Below are 20,351 nucleotides of genomic sequence, written 5' to 3'. Positions count from 1 at the left end.
CATCACGGCTACTGGCCACCGAGCCGCGCGACGAGCGTGTTCGCCGTCTCGCACTCGGTCTTGAAGCTCGCCGCCCTCGATCCCTTGCAGGCGCGCGTTGTGAACCCCTTGAGCATCTGGATGGCCTCCTGCTTGCGAGGCGGATCCAGGGTCGCGTACGTGCTCCCAAGACTCCAGAGGATCTGTACGGACTCGGGACCATCCGCCGGCGCGGCCGCCCGGGCGGCCTCGAGCGCAGCCACCATCTCCGCCGTCGCCCCGCGCTCCTGATAGACCGTCGCGAGCAGGCTGTGGATGCCGAAGAGGTACTTGTCTCCCGGCTTCGCGAACGACTTCGCCTCGTTGAGCACCTGCTCGGCCTCCTTCGTGTAGCCGAGGCGGGTGTAGAGGTCGGCGAGCGCCGCGTAGTAGCGGATCTCGTTCGGGTTGTGCTCGATCGCCTTGGTGAGGTTCTCGAGCGCCTTCTGCTCGTCGTCCGTCCAGAGGTAGACGTTCCCGAGCTGCGAGTAGCAGTCAGCGAAGTTGGGGTCGTTCTCGATACACTTCTGGTAGGGCTCTTTGGCCTCTTCGTAGGAGATCGTCTTCTTCTTCGCCTGCTGCTCCAGCGCCCAGCCCCGCTCGAACCAGTAATTGGCGAACTTCGGAGCGATCTGCGTGGCGCGCGCAAGCGTCGATGCGACCTTGTCCCACTCCTCCTTCTTCTTGTACGCCATGGCGAGCTTGAAGAAGATGCGGTGGTTTGTGGCGTCGAGCTTGGTCGCTTGCTCGTACTTGTTGGCCGCCCCCTCGGGATTGACGGCGACCTCCTTGTCGGCCTGATTCGCCAGGATGACGGCCTCCTGCCGATGCCGGGAGCAGCCCAGCCCCGCCGCGCTCGCCGCGACCAGCCCAACCATCAAGAATGCCCGAAGCTTCATCTCCTCACCTTTCGAATGAAACCGGCGCCGCCGGCTCCCAAGTGATCGTGGGCGTCGCGTCGCCCCTCTCCAGCATCCCGGGAGCGGTTGCGCCGCTCCGTGTCAGCAACCCGGAGCCCGCTGCGCCGCTCCGTGTCAGCAACCCGGAGTCGGCTACGCCGCTCCCTGTCCGCAACCCGGAGTCGGCTACGCCGCTCCGTCCCCGCATCCCGGAGCGAGCTGCGCCGCTCCGTGGTGTGGCACCGTCACAAGCGTCCTGAGGTGGCGCGCGTTCAACCTCGCGCGGCGTCGCGAGAATAGGCGGATGCAACCGCGGAAGTCCAGGGCTTCAGCTCCCGCTCCCGCGACGGTGTGGACGGCGTTCGGGCGCCGCCCGCCCCCTCCCCTGCGGCGCGACGCGCGACGACCTGGGCGCCCCGCCGCCCACAGCCGCGCGACGGCCACGGACGCCGAGCGCGCCCGCGGTGTCGGTCGCGTCCAGCGCTCAAATGGCGAACGCCCCGCACGGTCCGTGCAGGGCGTTCGCGGACGCCACGCTCTCAGGCGAGCTCAGCCGCCGGGGCTGAGCATGATCGGGTAGACGACAGTGACGATACCGCCCTCGGGCTGCGGGAACGACAGGCCGTAGAAGGCCCGCACCACGCAGGAGACCACGCCGTTGTCCGGCAGGTCCGAGCCGCCGTTACCCACGTTCGACACCGCGCCGTCGCGCCCGATGACGAAGCGCACCGCGACGCGGCCCTGCAGGTTCGGGTTGTTCCGGAGGCCGTTTTCGTAGCAGAGCCGGAACCGACCGAAGTTCTGGCGCACGATACGCTGGATGACCTCGGGGGGCAGACGACCGCTGACGCTCGTCGCACCCATGCGCACCTGCGGCGGCTTGGTGCGATGCGACCCGCCGAGGCGGCCGTGGCCGGAGCCGAAGCCCTGACCCGTGCCGGTGCCGGCGCCGTGGCCGATGGTCCCGATCGAGCCGAGGCCGATACCCTCGCCGCGACCGCCGCCGCCCTCGCCGATGCCGGAGAGGCCGAGGCCGCCGGCGCCGAACGAGTCGCCGATCTGGTCACCCCACATGTTGCCGCGGGCGCTCAGCGGATCGTTGCCGAGCGAGTCGTCACGACCCCACGGCGCGGTCGGGGCGTTCGGATCGCCGCCGGCGCCGGCATTGAGGAGACCGATCATGCCGAACTCCGCGGCGTCGCGCAGCGCCGCCTGACGGGCGATGTGCGGATCGGGGTTGTCGGCCGGACCCTGGACGCCGTAGCGGTTGCCGGTGGCCTTGGTGTTCGGGTTACCCATCGAACCCTCTTCACCCTTGGCGCGGGTACCGGTGCCGCCCTCCTTGTTGTCCGCCGCGTTCTCGGCGACCTGCTCGGTCTCCTTCTCCTCCATCTCCTTCTCGGCGGCGGCCGCGAGGTACTGCTGGATGAGGAACTGCTGATCCGCGGAGATCCCGTCCTCGCCCGTGTCGCCGAGCGGCGGCATGAAGAAGGCCATCGCCGCGAGCAGCCCGAGGTGCACCGCCATCGAGAGGCCGGTGTACAGCAGGCTCTGCGTGTCGAGCTGGAAGTGGCCGGCCACGACGCGGCCCGCGTTCACGGCGGACACCTGGAAGACGATGCCGTCGAGCTCGACCTTCGCCTTCGCGCCCGACGGCAGCGCCATCTGGTAGGCGCCCGAGAGCTCGGAGCACGGCTGCGCGCGTCCCTGATCGATCGCCTGCTGCACCGTCATCTTCGGGTGCCCGGGCAGCTCGATCGTCCCGGTCGCGCGGGGCAGGAGCACCACCGAGACCGAGCCGGTGCGGTCGGCGAGGACGATGGGCGCGCGCGTCGTGCCGAGCTTCTCCGACGGGATGAAGTAGTCACACTTGAAGTTCTTGCCCTCCTCCTCACCGACGTAGAAGGAGCGCGGCGGGGTGAGGTGCTCGACGTGGAGCACGGCGGCATCCCACAGGATCATGATCTCGACGGACGCCGCCGGGACCTCGACCTCCTCGCTCGGCACGTCCGGCCCGTTCTTCACGAGCGTGTACGTGTAGGAGCCCTCCGGCGCGTCCGGCGGCACCTCGTCGACGGCGGGCGCCGACTGCGCGAACGGGTTGTTGTAGGCAAACGGGTCTGCCCCCGCGGTCGCGGCGAACGGGTTCGCCGGCGCGGCGGCGGCGAACGGATTCGCCGGCGCTCCAGCGGCGAACGGGTTCGAGGGCGCCGCGGCGAACGGGTTCGCCGGCACCGGCTTCGCGGGGCCCGCCGCGGCGGCGACCGCCACCGGCTCGGCGCGCTCCAGCATGATCTTCGTCCCGCCGATCTGGAGCTGATCGCCTGGGCTGATCTTGCACTTGTTGACGCGCGCCCCGTTCACCATCGTTCCCGGCTCGTTGCCGAGATCGATGAGCGTGATGTCCTGCGGGGAGGCGACCTCGATGACCGCGTGCATGCGCGAGGCAAGCTCGTCATCGACACGCAGATGGCTCTTCGCGTCCTTGCCTACCTTGACGATATCCTGCGTGATCGTCTCCCGACGGACGAGCGCCTCGTTTTGGTAGAGCGCAAATGTGAGAGCGACCCTTTGCTTGCCTTCCATCTCCGCCAGCCTTCCCTATGCGCCCCGCGGCGCACGCCCCCAGCATCTGGGGATAAATCGACAGGGCAGGTTCCAACCTGCCCGGCACATCAGAGGTTCTCGACCGACTTGAGCATCTCCGGGACGAACGAGGTGCGGGGCCGGATCAGCGTCGTCCGGACTGGACCGGGGCGAACGCGGATGGTGGCGTCGTTGGGGCCGAACCCGCCGGCGTTCAGCGGATCGTCGGAGAACTCGTACCCGTAGCCCTCTTCCTTCTTCCCACCGCCGCCGCCCTGAGCCTCCTGCGCGAACGCCGATGAGGCGACCACGCTCATAAGAACGGCAGCCACGACTCCCGCACCCATTCGGGTCAACCCTCTCATTTCAGCCTCCTCAGAATGTTCCGACGCAGTTACAGTGCCATTGTACCGCCTATCGCGGCGGCCGGTCAACCAGCTTCGCAAGTCATCGAGGCGGCAGAGAGCACGACCCACACTCGCCTCGACACCCGATTCAACCCAAGGTTCCCGGAGCGATGCCACGAAAGTGACCAGCCCCCCTCTCCTCCGTGACGGCGAGCATGCAGCGAGCATGCGGCGAGAGAGGGGGGCTGGTCGGGCTGCCTGACGCGCTGCGGTGCGGCCCGACGCACCGGTAGAGCTCGCCCGGAATACTGCCGTATTCCTCGCTCGCTCTGCCGGGCTCGGGCCGCTCACGACGTGCGTCAGACAGGGTTCAGGACAACGCTCCTGCTGCCTACGGGGCCGGCGTGGCCCCTTCTCCGCCCTCGCCCTCGGCTCCGGCAGCGGCCTCCTGCTCGGCCTCCTTCGTCTTCATGTCAGCCTCGGCCGCCTTGCGCTCGGCCTCGGTCTGCTTGTTGAAGGCGATGATCTGGTCGATCTCTTCCATGCGCTCCTTCGACCGCTTCACCGCGTCAGCGAACTCGGCATTGGAGCCCGCCTTCTGGATGAACTGGCCGAAGAGCCCCTTCGCCGACTGGAGGGCGCCCTCGGCGGACTTGCCGCCCGACTTCGCCTTGTACTCCTGGGTGAGGATCGCCTCGTTGTAGTAGGTCTCGGCGCGCTCGGGGGCGAGCTTCTTCGCGGCGTCGAGCTCCGCGCTGGCGGCCGCCACCATGTTGTCGAAGTTCGAGTCGTCGATCTGACCGCGCAGGGCGAGCGCGAGGCCCAGGTGAGCGTCGTAGTCGTTCGGACGCATCTTCAGGGCCGCGCGGTACGCCTCCTCCGCCTGCTGGAACCCGCGGAAGCTCAGGTTCACCGCCGCGTAGTTCATCTGCGCCTCGTAGAAGGTCGGGTCGAGCTTCCTCGCCAGGTTGAACTCCTGAACGGCGCCGTTCAGGTTCGCGAGCTCGACCTGGATCATCCCCGCGGTGTTGTGGATCGGCGCGTAGTTCGGGTTCTTGCGGATGGCCTGGGAGCAGACCAGCGCGGCGAGCTCCAGCGCCTGCGTGTCGACCTTCTTCTGCTTGCTGACGTTGGTCGCGACCGCCTTGCCCGACTTCCGGCCGGCCTTCTGCTTCGCCGTCTCCAGGTAGTAGATGGCGAGCTGATTGAACGCCGGCATGAAGGCGTCGTCGACCGCCAGCGCGCTCTGGATGTACCGCTTCGCGCGCTGGAAGTCGTTCGGGCCATCGCTGTCGGCGACGTTGTTGCCGCGCTTCATGTACAGGAGCGCGAGGTGCACGAGCGCCTCGACGTTCTTGTACTGGGCGTCGACGACGGCGGCCTGCCGCATCTCGCTGATCGCCGCGTCGATGTTCCGCTCGCCCGACTCGGCCAGGTTGTAGAGCGCCACCTGGACCCGCGCGGGGTGGAACTTCGGGTTCTTCTGGAGCGCCTGCTGGAAGTACTTCTTCGCCTCCGAGTCGTTCTTGCAACGCTGGTACGCGAGCCCCGCGTTGTAGATCGCCTCGGCGAACGTCGCGTCCCCCTGCTCGTCCGCCGCGTCGAGGAAGAGCTGGGCCGTCGAGCTGCAAGTCGCCGCGCTCCAATCGCCAGCCTTGTCGTGCTGGACCATGGTGTCCATGGCGGTCTTGAACTTGTTGGCCGCCTCGACCGACACGGCGTTGCCCTTGCTGTCCGTGATCGCCTTGCCGGTCGTGGGATCCTTCGCCGCGCGCGCCGTGCCGCCGGAGCTACCGCCGCCACAACCCGTCGCGGCCAGAAGGAACACCGCGACCGCTGCCAATGAGGTGATGCTTCTCATGTTTCGCTCCATCACTTCTTGCGTCGGGTCGTGGCCCGATCGAGCGCCGAGCCTTCCTTGGAGGCGCCGGAACCCGCGGGTGCTTCGCTCTTCTTCTCGTCGCCCTCTTCCTTGCCAGCAGCCGGCTTGTCGGGGACCGTCAGCGCCTCACGGTACGGGGTCCCGTCGAGGTTCAGCGGCGCGGGACGATCGCTCAGGCCGGAGTTGACCCGCGACGGGGCGCCGCGGAATTCGTCGATGAGGTGGTACTCGGCGCCGTAGTTCTTCGACAGCCACACCTCGCAGGTGCGCGAGTAGTCGTCGAAGTACTGGTACTTCACGGACAGGTCGAGGCAGGTCTTGAACGCGCCCTTCGCCATCTGCTTCTGCGGCTCGCTCGCCTCGTCCAGGCGCGAGTAGTACTCGCCCCGGATCTCGTCGTACGAGACGTCGGTGCCCGGCACCATTCCGCGACCCTTCCACTCCTTCGGGATCGGCGCGGCGCGGAACTCGGCGACGAACTTGCCCCACATCTGACCGACGCGCGCGCCGGCGGCGATGACCCAGCGCGGCGGAGGCGTCGGCTCCAGCTTGAGGATCTTCTGGTACTCCGCGTCGGCCGCCTCGATCGCCGGGCGCTTCTTCTTCACCCAGTCGGCGACCTTGGTGTTGATGTGCTTGAGGACGTCCTCGCGGTTCCCGGCGCCCTTGTACTCGGGGAACTTGATCTTATCGACCTCCTTCCGCTTCTGCTCGGCGAAGTGGAAGTAGGCCTCGCCCACCGCGGTCAGCACCTTGCCGAGCCGGCGCAGCTTCTCCGGCTCCTCGCCGCCGATCGCGTCGAGCTTCTTCAGCGCGGCCGCCGGGTCCTTCCAGTAGCCCCGGACCTTGTTGTACTCGCCGTTCGCCGGGGTCACGCTCTTCGTCTGCAGGAGGACGCGCGCGTACATCGCGTGCGCCTGCACCTGGACGTCGAACGTCGCGTTGCGGTCGATCTGCGGCATCGCCGTCGACAGCCGCCGGCGCGCCTGATCCCAGTCCTCGCGGTCGATGTAGTGCGCGCCGATCGCGAACGCGATCTGCGCCGTCTGCGCCGGCTTCGCCTTGCCGTAGTTCTTGTTGAAGAGGTCGGCGTCCTTGATCGCCTGGTCCTCCTGGCCGAGGCCGAGCCGCAGCACGACCGAGTCCTGGAGCGCCTCCGCGGCCTTCTCCCCCTTCGGGTTCTCGCGGGCGTAACGCTCGTACCAGTTGGCCGCCTCGTCATAGACCGCGATCGCCTGGTAGTTGCCGCCGATCTCGTAGATCGACGTCTTCGCCAGCTCGGTGTTGTGGAGGTTGTACCGCGGGTCGAGCAGGATCTTGCGCGCGGCGATCGACTTGGCGATGAGGCGAGCGGCCTGGAACGCCTTCGCGGCGTTGTAGAGGACCTCCTCGCTCTTCTCGCAGGCGGGCTGCTTGGCCTCGCACGCGGCCTCGCCGTACTTCTTCCACATGTCCATGTAGGCGAGCGCGGCCTTCTCGTAGTTCTTGAGGGCCTCGACGCCGCCGGACGCGTCCGCCGCCTCGACGAGCTTCTGGGCGCGCAGGCGCTCGATGTCGCGCTGGATGCGGATCAGGATCCCGCACTGCTCGGCGTTCTCCTTCTCCTTGCCGCCCTTGCAGTAGAGGTCGATGAACTTGGGCACATCCGCGGCCATGTCGTCGTAACAAGACGGACGCGGCGGGTCCATGTTCGCGCCGAGGACGTTGAGCGACTCGAGGTAGAGCTGCGAGGCGTAGATGCCGACTTCCTTGTCGGCGTGGTTCAGCGCCACGTCGCGGAACGCGAGCGCGGCCTCCTCCCAGTGCTGCGCCTCGAAGTACGTGCGGCCACGCGCGTACTTCACCTCGACGTACTGCTCCTGCGCCTCTTTGTCGTTCGCGGCGGGCTTGATGTAGCAGACGTAGCGGTTGAAGGCGGTGATCATGCCCTTCTGGCTGTCGTTGAACTCCTTGGGCTGGAACTTCGCCTTGTCCGCCTTCTTGTCCTTCTCGCCCTTCTTGCCCGTCCCCGGGTCGGGGAGGTTGCCGGCCCCCTTCTTGTCGGAGCCGTCCTTGTGGGTCTCGGTGTAGATGTTCTGGTAGCAGAGCACCGACGCGTACGCGGCCTCGGCCGCCTGCGGGCCGTTCGGGTCCTCGGCCACGACCGAGTCGAACGCGGGGCCGCACTTGGCCCAGTCCTTCTGGAAGTACAGAAGGTCGGCCATCGCGTACTTGATCTTGAAGATGTTCGGCCAGTCCTCCTTCAGGATGCGGGGGAACTCGAACCTGGCGAACTGCTCCTGCTTGAAGTTGTTGACGACCTTGTCGTAGAGCTGCGCGGCGAGCTGCATCGTCTTCTTGTCGCCGGTGCCGCGCACGCCGCCCGAGCCCACCGCCTCGAGGTGCCAGGCCATCGCCGTCTCGGTCAGCAGGCCGGCGGTGATGTTCGAGCACTTCAGCTTGGCGTCCGCCGGATGCCCCTCGGTCTCGAACTTCTTGTGGACGTCGAGCTGGCGCCCGAGCACCTCCATGATCTGGTCCTTGTTGCCAGACTTCATGGCGAGCGTCGCCTCGGCGATGTGCCCCTGGTACACGCAGTACTTCGGGCCCCGGTCGCGGGTCATCAGGTCGGTGTAGAGCTCGATGCCCTCCTTGTAATGACCGGTGTCGAGGTAGTTCTGCCCGAGGTCGTCCATCATCTTGAACGTCTTCTCGGAGCTGCCGCTCGTGTCGCCGCTGAGCGGCCGGAGGAAGTCGTGGGACTTCCGCGGGTCGCCGGCGAGCGCGTAGACCGGGATGATGTCGCGGCGCGCCGAGACCGCGAGCTGGGCCGCGTTCGGCATCTGCTGGTACTGCTGGCCGTACTCGATCGTCTTCTTGAACTCGCTGATCGCGCGGGCGAAGTCGCCCTTGTTCCAGTAGACGTACCCGAGCTTGTAGTGGGCGTAGCCCCACACCTTGTTCTCGGGCGGCGGGTACTGGGTGACCTTGACGTACGACTGCTCGGCGAGGTCCCACTTGGACGGGTCGCCCTGCGCCTCGTTGAAGAAGAGCTCGCCGAACGCGAGGTACGCGTTCGGGATGTACTTCGAGTTCGGCCAGTTCTTGATGAGCTCGAAGTAAACCTTGCGGGCGTCCTCGAGCTGCTGCGCCTGCTCGTACTCGTAGGCGAGGTAGTAGAGGACCTCGTCCGTGCAGCCCGTGCTCTTCGCGGGGTCGGCCGCGTTGGTGCTCTGGCAGTACTTCGGGTACTGCGTCTTGAGGTTCGTGTAGTACTTGATCGCGCTCTTCCGCGCGGCGACGAGGATCTTGTCGGCCTTGGCGATCTCCGCCCGCAGGCCGGCGACCGCCTTCGGGTTCTTCCGCTTGGCCTCGTCGGCCTTGATCTGCCCCTCGGTCTTGTCGCGGAAGGCCGCCGACTCGAGCTCGACGTAGCCCTCGGCGAGGCGCCGCATCAGCTTCGGCCGATCCGGCGCGTTCTTCGGCGTCGAGGCGTACAGGCCCTCGAGGCCCTGGATCTCCGTGATCAGCAGGCTCCGCACCTTCGGGGCGAGCCGATTCCGCCGCTCGTCGCGCTGCGCCGACGCCTGTGAGGCGGTCGGGTTCGCGGGCTTCGTGAGGTCATCACGCTTCTTCAGGTTGATCCCGGTGGGGGCCGACTTGAAGCTGACCTGCGGCTTCTTGCCGGCCGACACCTGGAGCTTGCCGCCCGGACAGGCGGCGATCGCGTCCTTCGCGGGCTGCGTGATGCATGCGTCGGCCGCGGACGCGGGGCTCGCCGTGACCGCGCACGCCGCGACGGCCAACGTGCCTGCCGCCGCGCGGAGCGCATGCAGTACACTGAACTTCGACTGCTTCATCTCCATCTCCGTCCCTCCGCCACGGACCCCCGTGAGGAAGCGCTGCCTGCCCCGCGGACCAAGGCCGCGGGGCCAACCATGATGAATCGTCTCACTTGCTGCATTTCGACGTCACGACCTGCCGGTAGAAGCCCAGCTCATCGCGCCAGTACTCGCCGTCGAACGGCCAGAGCACGTGCTCGTCGTCGGGCTTGACGACGCCGTACGTGAGCGCGTCCTCCTTCGAGAGCTGCCCGCTGACGACCTGCTGATCGAGCTTGTTCCGCTCGGCCGCGGTGATGTCGATGAGGATCTTCGACGAGTCGCGGAGGTGCTCGTTGAGCTCGTCGAGGTTGCGCTGGTAGCGCTCCCGCCCGAGCGTGCCGGCGTTCCGGATCGCGAGGCTCCGCGCGAACTCGAGGGCGTCGGTCACCTCGCTGCCCACCGGGGAGTTGCGGAAGTTCGCGGGCGCCTGCTTGAACCGCGCCGCCTCCTCATCGAGCACGCGCACGTACTCCATGTTGCGGCGGAGCTGGCGATCCGAGAGCGCGTTCTCGACGATCGGGCGGACCGTCGGGGACAGGTTGGCCTTGCCGGCGCCCACGTCCTTCAGGAACTGGAAGAAGCGCTCCTCGTTCCCCTCGCCCTGGAACCGGTTCAGGATCGCCTCGAGCTCCTTCTTGATCGGCTCGTACTTCTTCTTCATCTTCGCGACGGTGATGGTCGCGTCGCCGTACTGGCAGATCGTGAACGAGACGACGGCCTTCAGGATGTCGGCCTCGGGATAGAACGAGTTCGGGAAGTAGGGCGACTCGATCGTGTGGATGTTGCCGAGGGCCTGCGGGTACAGCCCGGCCATGAAGTACGCCCAGGACTGCTCGAAGAGGCTGTCCAGCCAGTACTCGCTCGCGACGTCGACGCGGTTCCAGTACTTGACCGCCGCCGAGAGCTTCGCGGCGTCGATCGTCGGGACGTTGTTGTCGTCGAGGCGGACAGAGGCGGAGTAGTAGGTCCGCGCCATCGAGAGGAACGCGAGGTCGCGCATGCGCGCCTCGTCCTCGACGCCCTCGACACCGTCGTCGATGGCCTGGACGATCCGCTGGAACGACTTGACCGCCGGCACCGACTTGCGCAGCTGCACGTACGAGATGCCGCTGAAGAACTGGGCCTGGACGTAGTACTTGCTGTTGGGGTCGACCTTGGCGAAGAGGCTGATGGCCTCCTCGTAGTTCCGGTTCCGGTACTTGTAGCGGCCGAGCAGGTAGTTGAGCTGCCAGTAGAGGTCGCGCTGCTGGGGGTTGTTGAACCGCGCGATCTGCTCGGTCTTGTACTTGCCGACGCGCTCGATGATGTCCGCCGGCTCGGGGAGCTGCGTCGCGAGCTTGGACAGCCAGAGCAGCGTCTCGTTGAACTTCAGGTGGTTCGGCTTGTCGGCGATCTGCGAGAAGATCGCGTAGCTCGCCTGGTAGAACTGCAGCCGGTACAGCGCGATCGCGAGGTGGTACTGCGCGATCTGCCGGTTGCCCTCGTCGTCGCCCGTGTCGCCGTCGACGACCCGCTTGAGCTGCAGCGCAGCGTCGCTCCACCGCTCGCTGTCGAACAGCCGCTTGCCCTGCGCCGCCTGCTCGGTCATCTGGCCCGCGGTGACGGGGCCAGCATCCTCGTCGAGGTTGATCTCCTTGTTGGGCTTCGTGCCGCCCTTGGCGTCCGCCTTTTCAGCCGCGACGGGCTTACCCTTGCCCTGCGCATGCCCCATGGCGGGGGTGAGCAACAGGGCAGAAGCTACAAGGCAGATACTCGCCACCCGGTTCCGCATCGTCGTTCCTCGCTTTCGGCGACGTAAAGATCGTGGCCCCTTCGCCCCGTTCGCGGCTCCACACACCGGAAGCGCGCGCCGTAGACCCCCGAGGCGACTCGGTCGAGAACCAAAAAGTTCAATGAGAATCAACGGATACTTGCGTGTGGCCGGGGATGGTAGGATTGTGGCGCGCAGCTTGTCAAGCGATGCCAACGGTCGGCCCGCTCTACATTCCCGCCCTCAGACACCGGGCGCCGCGTCGAGCTTGGGGTGGCGCACTGCGTAGGAGTCGAGGGTGGAATTATAGAACCGATGCGCGCTCGCTTCCTTGAAGGGCTCGGCGCGCCGGCGCGTCACGGCGGGCCGGTGACCGGCCGCTGCCAAGGGAGCGACGGGGCGCGGGGTCGAACGGTCCGCGCGGGCGACGGCCCCCACGTCGGCGGTGGCGCGCCCCATCCGGCTGTTGACGCTCCATGCGCCCTTCGTCTAGGGTCCAACCGCTGACGTTGTGCCTTTGAGCACCTCGACTTGAGCGTTTTCTTGCCTCCCGTCCGCGCGCCTCTGCCGAGGCGATGGCGCGCACCGCCGCCGAAGGAGCACGTTCTGATGACCCGTTCCATTCTGTCCGGCCTGCTCGGCCTGCTCAGCGTCGTCGCTATGGCGAGCCTGCCCTCCGCGTGTGAAAGCGGCGGCGTGGGCGACCCGTGCCTGCCTGAAGACGAGTACGATCCGCAGTTCGCTGGCTTCAAGGTGACGGAAGAGAACATCGAATCGCGGTCCTTCCAGTGCCAGACGCGGATCTGCCTCGTGAACCACTTCCAGGGGCGCGTGAGCTGCCCGCTCGGCCAGGAGGCGCCGCCGACCTGTAACCCCGACCAGCCCGGCACGTGCGGCGATTGCCGACCGTCGGGGACCTACGCGCCCGACTGCGATCCGACGAAGGACGCCGCCGGGCAGTGCCTCAGCGGCGTGTGCGATCCGCAGGGCGCCTTCTGCAAGTGCACCAGCGCCCTGGACTGCCCGAGCGACGAATGGACCTGCGGCGCGAACGGGGTCTGCACGCTGCACATCTGCCACGACAACATCAGCGGCTGCCAGGACCCGACCAAATCCGCGGCGGAGAACCAAGGCAAGGCGTGCTGCGTGCCGGGGACCACGGATCCCGTCGCGTCGCCGGTCTGCGGCCAGTGCGCCACCGACTCGGACCGGAACGCGGAGCAGGCGGTGTACTGCTCCTGCCGGTGCGGCGTGGCCGAAGGCGAGCCGGACGACCCGAACTTCAACTTCTGCGAGTGCCCGCAGGGCTTCGAGTGCGCCGAGATCCGTCCGAACGTCGGCCTCGGGGACCCGAACATCACCGGCAAGTACTGCATCAAGCAGGGCTCGCAGTTCGTGAACGAGCAGGGCTGCGGCCAGGTGCAGGGCCGCTACAACTCGGAACAGTGCGAAGGCACGCCGTAGGCACCGGGTGACGGGCGGCCGCCCCCCGCGCAGCCCCCGACGAGCGCCGGCCGATCAGGCCGGCAGCCCCCTCCCCTCCTCAGGCGACGAATCCGATTTACACGAACGCCGGCGCGCCGCGCGCGCAGCAGCGCCGCGAGCTCCCGAGCTCGACGACGCGCGGAGGGCGCTCGGCGCGCGCGCGGAGGACGCCGTGGTCGCCTACCTCGCGGCGCAGGGGATCGAGGTGGTCGCGCGCAACGCGCGGGTCGGCCGGCTGGAGATCGACGTGATCGCGCGCGACGGCCCCGTCATCGCGATCATCGAGGTGCGGACGCGGGGCGCCGGCTCGTACGTGCGCGCGCTCGACAGCATCGACGCCGGCAAGCGCGCCCGCGTGCGGCGCGCGGGCGAGCAGCTCTGGCGCGCCCGCTTCTCGCGCGTGCGCGGCGTGGAGCGCATGCGCTTCGACGCCGCGTCGGTGACGTTCCTCCCGAACGGCGAGACGAAGATCGAGCACATCAAAGCCGCCTTTTAGCGCCGCGCGGCCGCGCTGTGGCCGTGCGAAAACGACGCGGCCAGCGGTGGCTGCTTTCGTGATTTTCGGGTTGATTTCGGGGCGATTTCGATGCTGCTGCGCGGGCGCGAGGCGCGCGCCATCACGATCAGGCGTCGAGCTGCTCTTGCATCTCGGTGCGGAGGCGCTTGAGCTGCGCGAGGCCCTCGGGATCGATCTCGCGCGAGGCCTTCTCGGCCTGCGCGTCCGCCTCGAGCTTCTCGAGGATCGCATCCATCTTGGCGATCTTGGACTGCTGGCGCGCCCGCAGATCCTCGACCATCTTCTCGAACGCCTCGAAGAAGTGCTGGAGCTCGTCGCCCTTCCGCAGCCGCTCGCGCACGACCAGCTTGCCCTCGCCGACCTGGCGGAGCAGGCGCTTCATCTTGAAGATCGGGCCGGCGATCTTGTGTGTGAAGACGATGCCCGCCACACCGACGCCGAGGACGAGCAACGAGAGGAGCGCGACGATGAGGCGGAGCAGCATCTGCTGGTTCTGCGCGACCTCGGCGGCCTGCTGCCCGAGCGCCTCGGCGCGCTGCTGCAGCATCGCCGCGTCGCGCTCGAGCCGCGCCTGCTCGTCCTTCAGCTTGCCCTCGTCGCGCTGCGCGGCCTCGCCGAAGGTCTTCGCGAGCTCGGGGTCGTCCTTGTACTCCTTCGCGATGTTCATCGCGACGACCTCGCTGACCCGGCGGCTCTGGACGAGCACCTCCTGGCCACGCTTGACGGTCTCCTGACCCTGACGGACGGTCTCTTGCCCCTGCTGCACCGCGCTGCGGCTCTGCTCGATGATCTTCGAGCTGGCGTTCCACAGGAGGACCCCGAGCGCGACGGAGAGCGCAAGGCTGATCCCCACGAGGAACCCCGTGTACTTGAGCTGGAATCTCTGATCGAGCAGGTAGTTCCGCGCGCTCCGCTGGTAGCGCGCTCTGACCTCCGGCGCGGAGGTCTGCGGGGCCGTGCTGGAAGCGTCGCTCATGGGATCCTCGAAGCTGGCTGGAGATGACAGGGGTCGTGACGCACTGAAAAAGCCAATGTCGAGCAGCGATGATGCGTCAGAGCGACGCGACGACCTTCTGGAAGGTCTCGACCGCGTTCTCGACGCACATCTTCATCAGGACGTTCTCGCTCTGGACGTCCTTCTTCGGGGTGCCGCTCTGTGTGAGCTTGGGCGCGAACTCACCCTGGAGCGACTTGGACGGATAGGTCCACATGCTGACGCGGACCACCTGGGTGAGGTTGCCGCCCTGGTACACGGCCGGCTCGACCGTGGCGAGCAGGTAGAAGCCCTTCAGCTTCTTGCCGTTCAGAATCTTCTTGCCTTGAGCCACCGTCTCGCCCTTGGGCGCGACGGCGTAGCCGGGCTTCGCGAGGATCTTCGACTGCATCGCGGCCCGGAGGAGCGGCTCGATCTCGGACTCGGGGCGGCCGCTCTTGTTCGTGATCTCGATCGCCACGTAGTACTTCGTGTCCGCGCCCGGCGGAGGCGGCGCCACCGCGCCGCCCGCGCTGCTCGCGCCGCCCGACGACAGCGTCGCGATCGACTTCTGGATCTGCGACTTGACGGCCGGCGTCTGCTCGCGACCCTCGGCCCGCTGAAGGCACGGGAGCCCCGCCGGCTTGCCGAGCCTGCCGAGCGCCGCGGCCGCCGCGACCTTGACCGACGCGTTGGCGTCCGAGAGCGCGTCGCAGAGCGGCTTCGTCGCCGCGTCGTCCCCCGACGCGCCGAGCGCCAGCGCCGCCTGCGTTCGCACGCGGTAGTCGTCGTTGGCCTTGAGCTGCTCGGCGAGATAGCTCGTGCGCTGTTCCGCGTAGAGCCTCGTGGGGATCAGCGAGAGTACGAGCGCCACAACCAGCAACACGAGCACAGGAGAGGGGCGACGCATTCCACTTCCGACGATACACGAGCGCATCGCCGCCGTGGCGATCGGATGATCGTACCTGCCCTCGAAATTCGGTGCGCACACGCTCGCACTTTTGCCTTGCATTCGCTCGCTCCTCGCTGCCGCCGAACTGAACGGTTTGACGCGCCCTGCGCGCGGGGCTTCAAGGCCATGAGCCATGGTGGAGCAGGGCAAACACGACATCACCATCCACTTATCTACTGGCACCGCCGCGCCGCGCGCGCGCCGCGTCCGCAGCGCCGGCGTCTTCGGCGTGCACCGTCCGCTCACGTCCGCTTACGTCCGCGCTCGCCCTCTCCGCGCACCACCGGGGCGAGCGCGAGGCGGGCGGGCTCGAGCTCAGCGCCGCGGCGGCGCTGCTTCTCCTTGCCCGGGCGCTGCCCGCGTGACGAATAATGCGCGATCATGACGAGGAGCTCGCCGGAGGCTTTCGGGAGATGGGCCGCTTGAGACGATGGTGGCCGGGGGTTGTCCTCGCGACGACCACGCTCGCCGCGGCGCCCCTGGCGCACGCGCAGGCGCGAGGTGCGCCGCTCCGCATCCATGTGCGGGGGAGCGCGCAGATCGACGCGGTCGCGTGGACCGAGCCCGGCGGGTTCGTCGTGCGCGGCAGCGTCGTCGACGACGCGCGGAGCGCGATCGCGCAGGCGCCGCTCTCCATCGAGGCGATCTCGAGCAGCGGCGCGCCGCTGGACCTGCCGCCGGCCGAGGGGTGCGCGGCCGACGGCGCGGCCCGCGCGCGCGAGCACCGCGCGTCGCAGGGCGGGTACGTGATCGCGACCGACGAGCGGGGCGCGTTCTGCCTGCGGGGGAGCGCGACGCTCGCGGACGCGACGCTGCGCGTCCGCTTCGCGGGAGGGAAGCTCCACGAGCCGGCCGAGGCGAAGATCCCGATCGAGGCGCACGCGGCCCCGCTCGCGCCGGTGATCCTCCGGTTCGATCCGCCGGTGGACGCCGTCGACCTCGATCGCCCCACCCTCAACGTCACCGTCGCGCTCCGGATCGAGCGCAGCGGCGCGCTCGCGGTCGGCGCGCCGTTCGAGCGCGAGCGGCTCGCCGTCGTGCTCGAGGACGAGCGCGGCGCGAAGCTCGCCGAGGCCCCGACCGGCGGCGACGGCAGGGCGCGGTTCGAGCTCGCGACGGAGAGCCTCGGCGGCGCCGGGCAGGGCGTGCTGCGCGCGCGCTTCGAGGGGACCGACGCGCTCGCGAAGGCGAGCGTCAGCCAGGGGGTCGTCCGGTACGCGCAGGTCACGCTCGCGCTCTCCCGCCCCGTCGAGCCGGCGCGCGCGGAGGACGGCGTCCCGATCGAGGTCGACGTGCGCTCGTCGCGCGGCCCGGTCGAGGGCGGCGTGGTCGAGGCGCTGCGCGCCGGCGAGCCCGTCGGCGCGGCCGCCGTCACCGCCGGCAAGGCGCGGGTCATCGCCGCGTTCACCGCCGAGCGCGAGGGCACCGAGCCGATCTCGCTCCGCTACGTGCCCGCCGCCCCGTGGTGGATCCCCGGCGCAGAGCTCGCGATCGACGTGCCCGTCACGGGCCCCGGCGTGTGGCGGCAGGTCGCGCTCGGCGCCGCCGTGCTCGCGATCGCGGGCTGGGTGCTCGGCGGCTGGCGGCGCGCCCCGAAGCGCGCGGCGGAGCGCGCCAGCGAGGAGAAGCCCGCCGCGCCGCCCGGCCGCGCGGGGGTGCGGATCATGGGGCCGATCGACGACGCGACCGGCTGGCGCGGCGTCGTCTCCGACGCCCACGACGGCGCGCCGATCGCGCAGGCGGAGCTCACGATCGTGGTGCCCGCGTTCGACGGCAGCGGCGTCGTCGCGCGCGCGGTGACCGACGACAGCGGCGAGTTCTCGATCGAGGCGCCGCACCGGAGCGACGCGAAGCTCGTCGTCCGCGCGTCGACGCACAGCAGCTACGAGCAGGCGCTCCCGCCGCCGAGCAAGCTGGGTATCGCGCTGGTCACGCGGCGCCGCGCCGTGCTCGACCGCCTCGTCCGCTGGGCGCGGCGGCAGGGCGCCCCGTTCGAAGGCCCGCCGGAGCCGACGCCCGGGCACGTGCGCCGCGCGGCGAGCAGGGCCCAGCAGCACGAGGTGGAGCTGTGGGCGACCCGCGTCGAGCACGCCGCCTTCGGCCCCGATCCCGTGGACGAGCGGGTCGAGCAGGACCTCGGCGCGTCGGAGCCGAAGCCGGGCGTCTCGCAGCTCGCTCCTCCGTGAGCCTGGCGACGCGCGGCGGCGGCCCGCCGCCGCGCTGACCTGCAGTTTCGTTGGCCGGATCGGGCGCCCCCCGCGAGCGCACGTTGACGTATGGGGAGCGTCCCATATAGTCGGCTCCCTCGCCGGAGAACGCCAACGTGGAAATCGCCCTAATTATCGTCGGCCTCGTCGTGGTGGCGGCGATCGTCTACTTCGTCACGAAGAAGGCGGCGCCACCCGAGATCGAAGCGCCCCCCGAACCGAAGAAGCTCCCGGAGAAGGCGAAGCAGCCCACCGCCAAGCCGGCTGACAGGCCGGCCGACAAGCCGCGCCCCCCGAAGGCCGCGGCGGAGGAAGAGCCTCGGGCCAAGGCGAAGGAGCCCTCGCCGCGGGAGGAGCCGCCCGTCGCGGCGCCCGTCCCGGTCGAGGTGCCCCTCGTGCCGCCCGCCGTCGAGAAGGCGGCGCCCGAGGCCGCGGCGCCCGTGGTGGACGAGGCTCCCCCCGTGGTCGAGGCGCCGGTCGTCAAGCCGGCCGCGCGGCCCGCGCGGGAGACGACGCCCCCCGGCGCGCGCAAGCGCGACATCGAGGGGCTCCGCAGGGGCCTCACCAAGGTGCGCGAGAGCGAGGGGTTCTTCGGCCGGCTCAAGGCGCTGTTCGCCGGCAAGAAGGAGATCGATCCCAACGTCGTCGAGCAGATCGAAGAGGTGCTGCTGACCTCGGACGTCGGCGTGAAGACGACAGAGCTGCTCCTCGACGAGATCCGCTCGGCGCTCAGCAGGAACGAGCTCGCCGACACGGACAAGGTCTGGGACGCGCTGCGCGAGCACGCGAAGCGGATCCTGCGCGTCGGCGCCGGCGGCGGGCTCTCGCTGAAGACGCAGCCCACCGTCGTCATGGTCGTCGGCGTCAACGGCGTGGGCAAGACGACCACGATCGGCAAGCTCGCGACGCAGCTCAAGGCCGAGGGCAAGACGGTGGTGCTCGCCGCGGGCGACACGTTCCGCGCGGCGGCGGTGCAGCAGCTCAACGTCTGGGGCAAGCGCGTCGGCTGCGAGGTCGTGCGCGGCAAGGACGGAGCGAACCCGGGCGCGGTGATCTTCGACGCGATCCAGAAGGCGAAGGACACGGGCGCCGACGTGGTGCTCGCCGACACCGCGGGCAGGCTGCACACGAAGACGAACCTCATGGAGGAGCTGGCCCGGGTCGCGCGCACGATGAACAAGGCGCTCGAGGGGGCGCCGCACGAGACGCTGCTGGTGCTCGACGCCACGAACGGACAGAACGCCATGCAGCAGGCCGCGCTCTTCAAGGAGGCGCTGCCCATCACCGGCATCGTGCTGACGAAGCTCGACGGCACCGCCAAGGGCGGCGTCATCCTCGGCATCTGCGCCGAGCACGGGCTGCCGGTCCGCTACGTCGGCATCGGCGAGCGCGCGGAGGACCTCCGCGAGTTCGAGCCCGACGAGTTCGTCGAGGCGATGCTCGGCCGCGCGAGCGGCGCCGAGGACGCCGCCGCCTGACGAGCGCGCGCCGCTCCGCGCCGCGCGAGCGATCTCTGCGTCACCTCCCAATCACTTTTCTCGACAGCTGTCCAAGAAGCGGGCGATGGTCCCGGGGGCCTCAGGCCGCCGCGCCCACGCCGCTGACCCGACAGGAGCCGCCATCGTCATGTACCCCGGTCGCACGCACATGGGCGGATCCGAGCCCGCGGTGATGTTGCAGTCCATCCGCTGGTCGGCCCGAGTCGACCGGGCGGTCCGTCTCGCGGCCCGCCACGGTCGTCCGTGGCAAAAGGATTTGGTTGTTGATCCTTTGATTTTCGGCGTGATATAGTCCGTCGGGCTTGGCGGTTGACCGAATTAATTAATAAATTCGAGTAGTTAGGAAGCTGTACTACCTGGGCGATCGATCGCTCGCATCGCACGGACTTCGGAAGGGATGGCGATGAACCAGGCTCGCGTGGGGCTTCTCGTTGCGGCTGCGCTGGTCGCGGTGCCGCTCACGGCGTCGGCTCAGCCAAAAGAGCAACCCAAGGAAATCAACCTCGACGAGCCAGAGACTCCTGCCGAGGGCACGGAGCCGGCGGAGGCGCCCGAGGCCCCGGCCGAGGGGGAAGGCGATGAGGCGGGGCTCGGGGACATCTGCAAGATCGACCCGTCGGCGTGTCCCACGATCGACTTGAACAAGGAAGCCGCGAAGGACCTCAACAACGAGACCTACGCGGTGCAGCAGATCTACGCGCTGCGCTATCATCGCTTCGAGGTGAACCCGTACTTCGGGCTGACGATGAACGACCAGTTCGTCGGTCACAACGGCCCCGGGCTCGCGATCAACTGGTACCTGACCAACGTCCTCGCGATCGGGGTCAACGGCAACTGGTACGGCGGCCTCAACACCCCGTCGGACTTCAACTTCCAGACGAGCAGGGCGGCCCGTATCGGTGAGCCGGTCACCGAGTATCAGTGGAACGCGAATGCGAACTTCACGTACGTCCCCGCGTACGGCAAGTTCGCAGGATTCAGCGACTTCATCTTCCACTACGACTTCTACGTGCTGGGCGGTGTCGGCGCGATCTCGACGCGGCCCATCGCCGTCGTCGATCCGGACAACCGCACGTTCGACTGGAAGCCGAAGCTCGCGTTCCACGTCGGCGGCGGGATCCGCATCTTCTTCAACCGCTGGTTCGCGGCGATGGCCGAGGTCAGCGACTACATCTTCTTCGACGAACTCGAGAACCCCAGCGTCGCTCAGGGTCGCGCCCAGGACAAGAGCACGTGGCTCGCCGAGGGGAACAGCTTCACCAACAACGTGCAGGCACAGGTCGGGTTCTCGGTCTTCCTGCCGTTCTCCTGGGAATACCGGCTGCCAAAGTGAGGCCTTTGGACGTGGGGACGCGCGGACGCCGAGCGCGTGA

Annotated in this window: 14 protein-coding genes; 5 read left to right on the top strand and 9 right to left on the bottom strand. The window is 68.7% G+C overall.

Annotation, left to right across the window (positions count from 1 at the left end):
* Nucleotides 1-8 precede the first annotated feature (8 nt).
* The 6 genes from WME96_RS14650 to WME96_RS14625 form a co-directional block, all read right to left on the bottom strand.
* Entirely contained in the window at nt 9-917 is a 909-nt protein-coding gene (locus WME96_RS14650) for a tetratricopeptide repeat protein (protein WP_433936074.1), read from the bottom strand.
* 549 nt (nt 918-1,466) lie between these two features.
* Nucleotides 1,467-3,503: an AgmX/PglI C-terminal domain-containing protein gene (locus tag WME96_RS14645; protein ID WP_433936073.1), complete on the bottom strand. Its 2,037-nt coding sequence runs from the start codon at nt 3,501-3,503 to the stop codon at nt 1,467-1,469.
* Between the two features lie 89 nt (nt 3,504-3,592).
* Complete coding sequence (locus tag WME96_RS14640) at nt 3,593-3,835, bottom strand: hypothetical protein (protein ID WP_433936072.1); 243 nt, start codon at nt 3,833-3,835, stop codon at nt 3,593-3,595.
* A gap of 406 nt (nt 3,836-4,241) precedes the next feature.
* The gene (locus WME96_RS14635) at nt 4,242-5,711 is read right to left on the bottom strand and encodes a tetratricopeptide repeat protein (RefSeq protein ID WP_437290732.1); all 1,470 of its coding nucleotides are present in this window, start codon (nt 5,709-5,711) and stop codon (nt 4,242-4,244) included.
* An 11-nt stretch (nt 5,712-5,722) separates the two neighbouring features.
* A complete protein-coding gene (locus tag WME96_RS14630; RefSeq protein ID WP_437290731.1) occupies nt 5,723-9,571 on the bottom strand; it encodes a hypothetical protein in 3,849 nt (1,282 codons plus the stop codon).
* Nucleotides 9,572-9,662: 91 nt separating this feature from the next.
* The gene (locus WME96_RS14625; RefSeq protein WP_437290730.1) at nt 9,663-11,321 is read right to left on the bottom strand and encodes a tetratricopeptide repeat protein; all 1,659 of its coding nucleotides are present in this window, start codon (nt 11,319-11,321) and stop codon (nt 9,663-9,665) included.
* Between the two features lie 633 nt (nt 11,322-11,954).
* On the opposite strand from WME96_RS14625, the gene WME96_RS14620 reads away from it, so the two are divergent.
* Nucleotides 11,955-12,809, top strand: coding sequence for a hypothetical protein (locus WME96_RS14620; protein WP_437290729.1), 855 nt, complete (start codon nt 11,955-11,957; stop codon nt 12,807-12,809).
* 193 nt (nt 12,810-13,002) lie between these two features.
* A complete protein-coding gene (locus WME96_RS14615; protein ID WP_437290728.1) occupies nt 13,003-13,326 on the top strand; it encodes a YraN family protein in 324 nt (107 codons plus the stop codon).
* A gap of 127 nt (nt 13,327-13,453) precedes the next feature.
* Here WME96_RS14615 and WME96_RS14610 read toward each other — a convergent pair whose 3' ends face one another.
* The 3 genes from WME96_RS14610 to WME96_RS14600 all read right to left on the bottom strand — a co-directional run bounded on the left by WME96_RS14610 (nt 13,454) and on the right by WME96_RS14600 (nt 15,655).
* Entirely contained in the window at nt 13,454-14,323 is an 870-nt protein-coding gene (locus WME96_RS14610; RefSeq protein ID WP_437290727.1) for a HAMP domain-containing protein, read from the bottom strand.
* A gap of 76 nt (nt 14,324-14,399) precedes the next feature.
* Complete coding sequence (locus WME96_RS14605) at nt 14,400-15,230, bottom strand: HEAT repeat domain-containing protein (protein WP_437290726.1); 831 nt, start codon at nt 15,228-15,230, stop codon at nt 14,400-14,402.
* Between the two features lie 284 nt (nt 15,231-15,514).
* Nucleotides 15,515-15,655 (bottom strand): hypothetical protein, encoded by a 141-nt coding sequence (locus WME96_RS14600; RefSeq protein WP_437290725.1) that lies wholly within the window; start codon nt 15,653-15,655, stop codon nt 15,515-15,517.
* Nucleotides 15,656-15,685: 30 nt separating this feature from the next.
* Between WME96_RS14600 and WME96_RS14595 the strand changes: the two genes are divergently transcribed.
* The 3 genes from WME96_RS14595 (at nt 15,686) to WME96_RS14585 (ending at nt 20,311) form a co-directional block, all read left to right on the top strand.
* On the top strand, nt 15,686-17,458 hold the full coding sequence (locus WME96_RS14595; protein WP_437290724.1) for a carboxypeptidase regulatory-like domain-containing protein: 1,773 nt from the start codon (nt 15,686-15,688) through the stop codon (nt 17,456-17,458).
* Between the two features lie 137 nt (nt 17,459-17,595).
* Nucleotides 17,596-18,957, top strand: coding sequence for a signal recognition particle-docking protein FtsY (ftsY, locus tag WME96_RS14590; protein WP_437290723.1), 1,362 nt, complete (start codon nt 17,596-17,598; stop codon nt 18,955-18,957).
* Nucleotides 18,958-19,381: 424 nt separating this feature from the next.
* Nucleotides 19,382-20,311, top strand: a complete 930-nt coding sequence (locus tag WME96_RS14585) for an outer membrane beta-barrel domain-containing protein (RefSeq protein WP_433936061.1) — start codon at nt 19,382-19,384, stop codon at nt 20,309-20,311.
* Nucleotides 20,312-20,351: the final 40 nt, after the last annotated feature.

Source organism: Sorangium sp. So ce406, from assembly GCF_051474675.1.
In the GTDB taxonomy this organism is placed as follows: Bacteria; Myxococcota_A; Polyangia; order Polyangiales; family Polyangiaceae; genus Sorangium; species Sorangium cellulosum_G.
The sequence above is the reverse complement of the archived record's forward strand: the minus strand, read 5'-3'. Positions and strand labels throughout refer to the sequence as shown.